Source organism: uncultured Shimia sp. (assembly GCF_913054185.1).
GTDB lineage: Bacteria > Pseudomonadota > Alphaproteobacteria > Rhodobacterales > Rhodobacteraceae > Shimia.
On the sequence record NZ_CAJXIV010000037.1, the window covers coordinates 23,406 to 33,208 of the forward strand.

Below are 9,803 nucleotides of genomic sequence, written 5' to 3' on the forward strand. Positions count from 1 at the left end.
AGGTGCCCCTCAAAAGGGCATCTCGATCAGCCCCACGTACAGCATCAACAGGGTCAAAAACGCCGACGTCGCGGTCACCAGTTGGAAAATCGCAAACCCATTGCGCAACCGGTCCACAAAGCTTGTGCCTTCACCCGTGCTTTGATTGCCCCGGTTGGACCATTTCTGCTTGGACAAATGGAAAATCATATAGATCTTCACGGACGCGTTAATCACTTGATTGAGATAGAGAATAAAGGGCCATGTCATGTCGGCACGGCGGCTATATCCAATCAGAAATAGACACAGAACCACACGGGAAAACAACACCCAGACCAGGCAATTCCAGAAATATCCCGGCGCGATCATGCTGCCCAAAACTGCCATGATTGGGCTCACCATCATGGTCCACATCGCCAAACGTTGGTCGACCACACACCACCAGATGAAAAACGGCATCTGGCGGGGACCCAATGCAATGGCGCGGGTGCCATTGCGCAGCATGTTTCCTGACCAGCGGCGGAAATTCTGGATCATCCGCATCAGCCCGTTCTCTTTGATCACCTCAATGGTGTAGACCGTGGCGTCTGGCACATAGGTCATCTTTGCGCCAACGCTCAGCAAGCGATACCAGGTGGATTTGTCATCTCCGGACAGGAAGCGAAACCGCCCCCACAGCCAGTGGTTCAAATGATCGGCCTCAATGGTGCGAATGAACTTCGGGTCCACAATGTGACGCGCGCGAAACACGCTCATGCGGCCGGTCAGAGTCAGTACGCGATTGGACAAGGCATGACTTTGCATCGCCAGCCGCCGCTGGGCAAACCGCATGTCCAGCCATTTGGCGATCCACTGCGGCCCGTAACAGATGACTTCTTCATCTGTGGTTAGCGCCTGTAGCTCGGGATCATAGGCAAACATCGACAGGGTTTTCTTCAGCACATCGTCACCAAACAGAGCGTCGCCGTCCATGAAGATCACCATATCTTCAGGGTCCGCTGCCGTGCGGCTGATCGCGCGCAGGATCAGTCCAATGGCCATACGCTTTCCGGGTTGGTTTTGCCGAATGAACACCAACTCAGCGAGCTCATCGGGAATGTCTTGCGCGTAGGTCTGTACAAACTCCCGGATGATCCTCTCATCATAGGCACTGCCCGTGCCAATGTAGAGCGTGGTGGGAATACGTTCGCGCCGGATTTGGCCCAGTATCGACCCGATCACCCGTTTGGTAATCGACGGTTCCTCATAATAAGTTGTCATCTGAATATGCAGCCGTTTGGGCCGCCAGCCAGCTTGCCAAAGCGCGTCTGCTTGCCGACGCATGGCGGGCCATTTCAGGCGAGCATAAATCATCGCGCGAATGGAATGGGTGAACCACCAGCCAAAACGCCACAATCCCAAGGTGCCCAACACAACCGTGATGTGCCCGGCGTTTGGATCAAGAAATCGGTTGGGCACATTGGCCAGCAGCCAATAAAGCGCAACAACAACGGCAAACAGCGCCAGCAGATGGGGAAAGGTCCAGCGTGCCCAATAGGGTTTGATTGGGGTTTGAAGGTCCCGCAGCCGCGTGGTCAGGTCCTTGTCAAACGCATATTCGGACTCCGGTTCATACATCGCGCGACCAGAGTGTTTGGACGTGGTCGATTAACCGCTGCGCCCAAGGTCGGCGCACCTCCAGATTGACCGGGGCGTCCTGACGCAAGGCGTCCTTGGTCTCCGCCGCGCTCAAATCGCGGGGTGTGACGGTGACAATGATACCAAACTCGCCGGGGCGGCGTGGATCGGCGCCGGCTTCCACGTCCGTAACCAGGCCTGCGATAGTTTGCTTTTGGCCCAGAGCATTGATGCCAATGCAGGCGGACATGCCGACAAAAATTGTGTCCGCAAAACGTTCACTGACCCAACCTTGCACCACACGGGGCGTGTCAGCCTCAAAAACAACCGCCAGATCATCGTGATCATAGGGCTGTCCTTTGCGCACCAAGACCTCATGCACCACGCCGTTGGTTGGCGCGCGCACATGACCAAGGGAAATCGCAGATTTATGCGCATCTCGGGTTGCGCGCAGACCACGCACTTTGGCCAGCTGCGCCGCCTCAACCTCTCTCAGCCGCATCACCGCAAACTGAAATGGATCCAATGCAATCGCCGCGATTGGGTTTTGAGGCAACATCGCTTGCCAGCGGTCCCACAACGTTTCAAACCCTCGATCTCCGACAAAACGCGCATAAGCCTGCCCCATCACGGCGGCGCGAACGTCTGCTGCATCCACGCTGTGATAGGTGGTCAACGCCTCAAGTGTTTGGCTGATGTGCAGCAATTCACTTTGTTCCTGCGCCAACTTGGCCCGTGCCAAATCCAATTTTCCTTGTGCTTCTGGATCTTTGAGGCGAACAAGCACCTGTCCGGCGACAACCGCGTCGCCGGCCTGCACCGAAATCGACTTCACAAAGCCTTCGCTGGCGGGCAGATGTTCCGCAATTGGCGCCACCACTCGGCCGTGCTGCACATTGATACGGGTGACACTGTTGAACACTGACACCCCGAGGATTGTGGCCACGCTCAGGGCGACCATTCCGTACACCAGAACGTGCAACGCGGCTCGGATAGGCGTTGGCCAACGCCCCTTGGTGCTCGCCTCTTTTTCCTCTTCGGTCTCTTCCATCGGCACGAGATCCACAGGCGTGTCCAAACTGGTGATCACATCCTCACTGCTGGCCATCTGACCCGACAGCAACGCGCGATAGAACAGCGCCAGGGTTTCCCGCTGCCGTCCGCTCAGCCCTTCAAACTCCACATGATTTTCTGCATTCGGCTGCGTCAACCGCACAGGAAAGCGCACATCAACGCCTTGGAACGGTACGCTCAATACACCCGTCTGTGGGCATTCCCCGGCCTCTTCCGGCCAATTCAAACCAGCCAATGACCATGCTTCAATCCGCACCACGTCCCCGGCTGGCGTTTCAAACGTCAGCGGTGCTTGCACAGTCCAGCTCAAATCAGAACCGGCGGATTGATGGCGAATTTTCACAACGACCTCGTGACATGTTCGCGATCAAACTACAAAAAAGCGACCAATCGTTAGGCCGCGCGGCTGTATGGAACGACGATCAAAAGAGAAATCAACTAACCCAAAGGATAGTTGTGATGGAAATCTCCCAAGCAAGCGCGTCTCTTTTGGGTATGTCCCTCACCTTTAGGAGAAACGTTGGCTTCCGTGCGGCAAGGCATGCGGGGGTAGAGCCGCCATGCAGACTGCCTTGGTCTCTGACGGCGTAGAACATGTGTGTGGAGAGCGATATCCACGGCTGGGGGGGGGGGGGGGGGGCTGGCGCTCATGGCATGCACCACAACACTCTAGTCCCGTCTGGGTCTGACGCTAGGCGTGGCGAACAATACCTTTGGCCTACCGAGGTTCCCGCATGTTTTGGTGCCTCAAGGATCCGCCACAGAGAACTCAATCCGGCGATTTTTGCTGCGCCCCTGTTTGGTTGCATTGTCAGCGATAGGGCGCTCCTCTCCGTGACCCATTGCCTGAAGCCGGGCGGGCTTGATGCCTTTGTTGGTCAAAAAGCGAACAACTGAGGCGGCGCGACGCTCTGACAACCTCTGGTTTGCCTTTTGAGAGCCCACGTTGTCGGTGTGGCCTGCCACCACAACCTTGAGGTCAGGGCACCGGGCCACAATATCGGCCACCTGATTAAGAAGCGGCGTGGAGACATCGTTCAACCGCGCCGAGCCGGGCCGAAAATAGATGTTCCCACTGCGCGACAGTATCTCAAACCGACCTGCACAGGCTTCCAATGAAAAGGCACCTTCGGCCTCCAGCGCTGCTGAGGCTGGGGCAACAGGGGCCGCCGCGTCGGCTGGTTTTTTCTCCGGGGTGTCAGAGGGATTGGCTTTGAATATGAGATCAAAGTTCACGGTGGTCGACGGCACAATTGACACGCTTGCGGCCTCCTCAAGGTTTTGCAAACCATCCATGAGGTCATAGTCCGCGATCTTGAGTGTCAAAGGCTCCGCGCTCGACACTGCAATCAAGTCCTCTCCGATCAAAATCACAGAAAGCTGAGCGACCTCTTGGCGTTTTGCGCCATGAAGATCGAGTGTGATGGGCACGGACACGGTTTTCCTTTTGACCGTCGCCAGATCGGCTATCAGATCAGGGTCGATCTGGGTTGTCATTGTTGCCTCGGGGTGCCGGAACGTTTCGAAAAACAGGAACCGCATGCGTACATTGCGCAGATCCACCTTGGTGTCGACGCTGTCGAGTAACACAGTCACGGTTGCCGCACCGGTGGCGTTGATGGTGCCCGAGACGGTGGCAAATGAGGAGGTTTCGATCACCGATTGGTTCTTGATTGAGCTGAATTGGATCGATGAGGCTTCTGGTTCCAGGTGCCACCCATTCCCAAACGGATTTTCCTGCGCCAGACTTGGCAGTGCTGATAGAACCGCGGCTGCAGCGGCAAACACCCTTACAAATAACACGATAGTCCCTCCAACATCGGTGGCTCGAACCAGAAAAAGTATCGGCAGTTTGTCCGACAGATGCAATGGTTGTAATTTGTTGCGATATGGCGCGGATCAGATAGGGTTTTGACTAGAGACCGCGCAACAGGAGGGCCGCACATGCGTGCACTGTTCTTGTCGATCGCCTGTTTACTGTATCTGACGGCTGCCGCACGCGCTGAGCCGCGCATCGCGCTGATCATTGGAAATGCCACCTATTCCGATGTCGCCCCGCTGGCAAATGCGGGGGCGGACGCGGATTTGATGTCCACTGCGCTGAGCGACGTGGGTTTTGACGTCACGCTGGTCACAAATGCCTCGCAAAACGAGATGAAACGCGCCATCGCGAAGTTTGGCGCGGCGCTGCGTGCTGCTGGCCCTGAAGCTGTGGGGCTGTTTTACTATGCAGGGCATGGCGTACAATCGTTTGGGGCAAATTACCTTTTGCCGGTGGATGCGCGCCTGACGGTGGCTGCCGATCTGGACTTGGTCGGGCTTGAGGCCGCCTCGGTGCTGCGCCAGATGGCGTCCGCCCGCAATCAAACAAATATCGTGATCCTGGATGCCTGTCGCGACAACCCTTTTGAAAACGTGCCGGATATCAACGACAGCGGACTGGCCGAGATGAAGGCGCCGACCGGCACATTTCTGGCATACGCAACCGCTCCGGGGGATGTGGCGCTGGACGGCGCGGGCGGCAATAGCCCGTTCACGCAGGCGCTCGCACGGGAAATCCGGGTGGAAGGTGCACCTGTGGAGAAAGTATTTAAACAGGTGCGGGTTTCGGTGTTGTCAGACACCAATGGCCAACAAACACCTTGGGACACATCCTCATTGACGCGGGAGTTTGTTTTCAAAGCGGCCAAATCTTTGCCCCCGAAAGACATGGACGAAACCCAGCTTTGGCAAGCCGTGAAAGCGAGCCAGGATCCGGTGCAAATTATGCTGTTCATGAGAAGCTATTCGGATGGACCGCACATCGACGAAGCACGGGCCCTTTTGGCAACTGCGCTTGAAGAAGAGTTGAGCCGGGGCAGGGCCAAGCCGACTGAATCGGTGGCATCCATGCCCGCACCTAAAGAGATTGCCGACGAAGAAACCGCCCTTATGGAGCGCGCGCGGAGGTCAGGTACGCTGGCCGATTATGAAGCTTATTTGGACGCGTTTCCCAACGGTGTTTTTGCCGAGTTGGTGAAGATAGAAGTGCCGAGCCTAAAACAGTCTTCTGAAACGGCTCCCGCCTCCGCTCCACCGGAGGAAGTCGCAGGCACGCAAGCGCCAGACACTGAGACGGTCAAATGGGAGGTCAACTTTGACCAGCCTCTCAAAAACGGCCCACCTGAAATTCTTGGCGCAACGCTCTTGGAGGTGACAACCCTCAGCCCGTTGTTCCCACCCATTCAAGGTTTGCCCGAGGCCATGTGGAAAGACCAACCCTGCGCCAACTGTCATGAGTGGACCCGAGAAGCCCTTTGTGATCAGGGGAAGTTCTACCAAAAACTGGCAACCGCCCGTCATCTGTCAAAGCAACATCCATTTGGCGGCGGCTTTAAGGAAAACCTAAAGCACTGGGCAGATGGCGACTGTCAGTAATTGTCCGACACAAAATGTCTGAATAGGTTTGTTGGGTGCGCAACACGCGCCCTTTGGGGCATCGCCAAGGGGCTGCGGTCCGGGTAAATTTCATCAGTCGCAACCGCCGCGTCTCACCAATCGCAAGCACATTGTCATTGATCTTTTCGGCGAGAACAAAGGCCACTCTGTTGATCCAGCCACGCATGCGGTCCTGCCCGCAGAGAGATCCTGAATGGCGGACAAGGGCATGAGCAGCTGGGTTCGACCAAATACCGAGCCACAAACAGCGTGGCTTACGCGGGGCAAGCCGCAGCTTGTCTTTCGTTACCACGGCGATACCTGTTTGAGGTACCACTCTCAAAACAACAAGTGAACTTGGACGAAAAATCGGTCACCCAGAACCATCGCGAAGGCATGGCCAAATTCGGCAGGCAAATCGGCACATTCTTTGCCAAAATCTCTGAAGACGCAGAAACCGCTTTGGTCAAATGGATCATTTATCTGGACGAAGGCGCGCATTCCGGCCCAGACGCATCTCTATTCCCAGCTATGGCCCTAGTAATCCAGGTAAACGCAGGCTTTGCCGAAAATGGCATCACCTGTGCGCATTGGAAAACGGCCGAACCCGTGCACAAGATCGCTACACCGTCTTCGACAACGTTGGATTGCCCGCATATGGCGCCCGCACCATGCGCCGCACACTTGCTCGCTATTCTGCAAAAACGTGCGGGACGGTTATCGAGTGCCGAGCAACAAGAGTTGAAAGGAAGCGAGGTCGGTCTCCAGTACCATGAGTTCATGCTAGTCAATGAGCCTGAACGGCGAGGTCTCTATTTTTTAGAAACCCTTTCTAGTTTCGTTTGAGCCGATGTCTACTGCGGCGTTGAAGATTGACCGCGCAATCTCGTGGAGGACGAGTTTTGAAAACGAAGCCACTTGCGTGATTGTTCCCACTATGTGACAGGAGGGACTTCTAAACGTCCGTGGCAGCACATTAAAAGTACATTTTGGAAATTTTCGCTGCACGGATTTTGCATGGAATTTGTGGGATTCAGGGGGATGGGATCGCTTTACATCGCATTAGAATGGATTGTGATGCGCAAAATTTGAGCCAGTAAGTCATCGGAATTCAATGATTTATGACAGACGCGCTGTCCGCCGATCAAACCACAAAAAAATTTGTTTAGTATGAAGCTATTTTCGAATGTTTTGATAAATGCCACAAATCATGCCAAGCAAAGACAGTGTTTTCGCGAGACCTTTTTATTGCTAAGTACCAACACGCGTTGTGGCAGAAATCTAAGCGGAGCCGGTGTAACGCTCTTATCCTTAACCCAGCATTTGATTGTTGCCATCCCTGCCTTTTGGATTTGTTGAACAACAATGGTGCAGTGTAAAGTAAAGCGGAAGTGCGCTGCTATTGGCCCACAGCGACAAATACTGCAACTAGCGCCAAGGACCGCTATGCGCAGATTACGACCTTTGCAAAGCCGGGCCTTCAACCGACAAAACCGGACAGCGAACGCTGCCGCGCAGCATGAGAACCGGTCATTGGTGAAGCCAACGAGAAATACAGAGGTCGGTGGTCGACTGAGCGGGACAAACTGAGCTTTCGCTGTGGTTGCGCCAAAGTCCGTTTTCAAATGCCTAGGCTTTTTGGGTAGGTGTCGTTGACTTGATTGAAGACTTGCAAGTCAATGGATCAGCTCAAGCTGCGTATGCATAGTTTTTCTGCTAGCATTAATCCTAATTTAGCGAATCGGATTTTTTGATGAACTGTTTTAAATGCGCCGTGCGCTCTATGGTTTTTTGTATTCTTTTGGCATTGCCAAGTATGTCCGTCGCGGAGACATTTGACCCTTGTCCACGCCTGAAGGACGCCGATGATGCCTCACCTGGAGCTCTCCGTCTTGCTTGGGATTGGTTTGCCAGCAATCAGATTGAGGCGGATGTTGCTTACAGCGACCAAGAATTCTTCTTTACGATTAAACCTGGTCGCTTCGCAAATGTTCGGTGTGACAACCAACAATTTGAAGAGCAGGAAATGTACCCCTTGGGTCTGATGGTTCGGCCAATCGCCTATGTACACCTACCAGTTTTTGAGAACGCGCGGGGAGATAGGGCGATTCTGGTAGTTACCGAATATGGACAACGCAAACTTATCGCTGAAAGCGATATCGCACCTATCGCCCAGAACGCTGTGTACCTATTCGCTGATGCCCCCGGGAACGCTGGCATATGTCGAACAGAAGATAACTGCCCTGGTAATTCGATGGAGGACGTTTGCAAACCGCGTATACAATGTCGATATGTCGTTTCAGCGCGCTTCGGCTATGCAATAGCAGCGGAGCACAATTCACGCGCGCGAGCCGCAATCGCTGCATATCAACTAATTAAGTATCCTTCATCTAATGCGGACGTGCCAGACTTTTTAATCGATGAAGAACAAGTTGTCAGAATGCGGCGGCTTGAAGAGGTTGCCTGTCAACCTTTCGCCGTTAAGGCATATGCCGCAGGCGGAAAATTACATCAACCTCGGGACAGCTTTTTTTCGATCTGTGCGCAGCGGCGTGCAGCGGGTGCGGACACAAATGCTATCCGGTCAATCAAGATGGTTACTTTGGCGGCAGCCAAGCGCTCTTTCACGTGGCATTTGGACGGCTCATTTCACCGCCGCTTCAACGTTCCGAATAACGGTCAAAATACCACTCTAGGCCAAGCATTGGTAAACTACCGTGTAACGTCCACCAAAGAATGTGGGGTTGAGCTCAGTGAGGTGGGAGAAGCGGCTATTTCAGGTGGTTTGAAGGCAAGATTTCCGGCGGGAGTTTTAGAACTTGAGGCGGGGGCGACAACAAGTATAGCGACACAGATTACGCGAACACTGAGCGCCGACGACTACCTGCTGATGTCCACATATATGATGGAACCAATAGTAAATGCGCCTGAGGTCGATGAGCAAGACGATACCGATCTTTGGTTTTTCCGAGTGGTTTTTCGTTCTAAATGCGAAGATGGCACTCCGAAGTCTGCAACATCGATTATCGTGCACTATAACCGGCTAGACGGGCAGGTGTTGGAGGTCCGCGTGAGCGACGATCTGCGCGTGAGTTATCTAGAAGCATGGGCTGAATATGGCTACAAACCGGATAACAGCGCAAACGCTCTGCGTGAGGGGCATTTTTGGGTCGTTCCAGATCTAGACGGTTACTTCATTTGGCGCGACACACTGCGCAAGTTCATAGAACTAGATAATACTGCTACCAGTCGATTGCTGGGTCGGCACCCCAAAGAACAACGAGAGCATGTCCGTGATTTCTTCGTGCACTTGATGCTTGCTGCGGCGTTTAATCATCGTGATCCATCATCTTGAGGTCAAATTATGCTAAAACTCATTCTTATTGCACTACCATTAAGCTTGGCGGCTTCCGACGCGCCAAATCCACGTATGCAAACAGGGTGCCTTTACGCGGCGGGAACTGGATGCTGCACATTATCTAATGGCGTGCGCTGTTGTGGGTTTTCAACTCATTCTGGCGGAACAATCAGCGGATGTGCATGTAGCACAGGTTAGCAAGTCGCCCTTGGCTTGGCTGCGCACAGACAAGCGGACTTTACTATAAAGCTAAGCAGCTTTCACTAAGGGCTCGAAACCGCCTTGCGACGGTGCGGCAGCACACCTGAAGCGAAATCACATGGATCCTTAGTGGCGGATGACTAGTGTCAGCCCAAAG

6 protein-coding genes are annotated in these 9,803 nt (G+C 54.1%); 3 read left to right on the forward strand and 3 right to left on the reverse strand.

Annotation, left to right across the window (positions count from 1 at the left end; translation table 11 throughout):
- Window positions 1-9: 9 nt before the first annotated feature.
- From QZ517_RS09765 to QZ517_RS09775, 3 genes are all read right to left on the reverse strand, one after another.
- Window positions 10-1,596, reverse strand: coding sequence for a glycosyltransferase (locus QZ517_RS09765; protein WP_294225888.1), 1,587 nt, complete (start codon window positions 1,594-1,596; stop codon window positions 10-12).
- Window positions 1,589-3,013, reverse strand: a complete 1,425-nt coding sequence (locus tag QZ517_RS09770) for a biotin/lipoyl-binding protein (RefSeq protein ID WP_294225890.1) — start codon at window positions 3,011-3,013, stop codon at window positions 1,589-1,591. Before QZ517_RS09770 ends, QZ517_RS09765 begins: the two co-directional genes overlap by 8 nt.
- Window positions 3,014-3,417: 404 nt before the next feature.
- Window positions 3,418-4,473 carry an OmpA family protein gene (locus QZ517_RS09775; RefSeq protein WP_294225893.1) on the reverse strand — a complete coding sequence of 352 codons (1,056 nt, stop codon included), beginning with the start codon at window positions 4,471-4,473 and terminating at the stop codon, window positions 3,418-3,420.
- 141 nt (window positions 4,474-4,614) lie between these two features.
- On the opposite strand from QZ517_RS09775, the gene QZ517_RS09780 reads away from it, so the two are divergent.
- The 3 genes from QZ517_RS09780 to QZ517_RS09790 all read left to right on the forward strand — a co-directional run bounded on the left by QZ517_RS09780 (window position 4,615) and on the right by QZ517_RS09790 (window position 9,442).
- Entirely contained in the window at window positions 4,615-6,087 is a 1,473-nt protein-coding gene (locus QZ517_RS09780) for a caspase family protein (protein ID WP_294225896.1), read from the forward strand.
- Between the two features lie 357 nt (window positions 6,088-6,444).
- Entirely contained in the window at window positions 6,445-6,933 is a 489-nt protein-coding gene (locus QZ517_RS09785) for a hypothetical protein (protein WP_294225899.1), read from the forward strand.
- 907 nt (window positions 6,934-7,840) lie between these two features.
- On the forward strand, window positions 7,841-9,442 hold the full coding sequence (locus tag QZ517_RS09790) for a hypothetical protein (protein WP_294225902.1): 1,602 nt from the start codon (window positions 7,841-7,843) through the stop codon (window positions 9,440-9,442).
- Window positions 9,443-9,803: the final 361 nt, after the last annotated feature.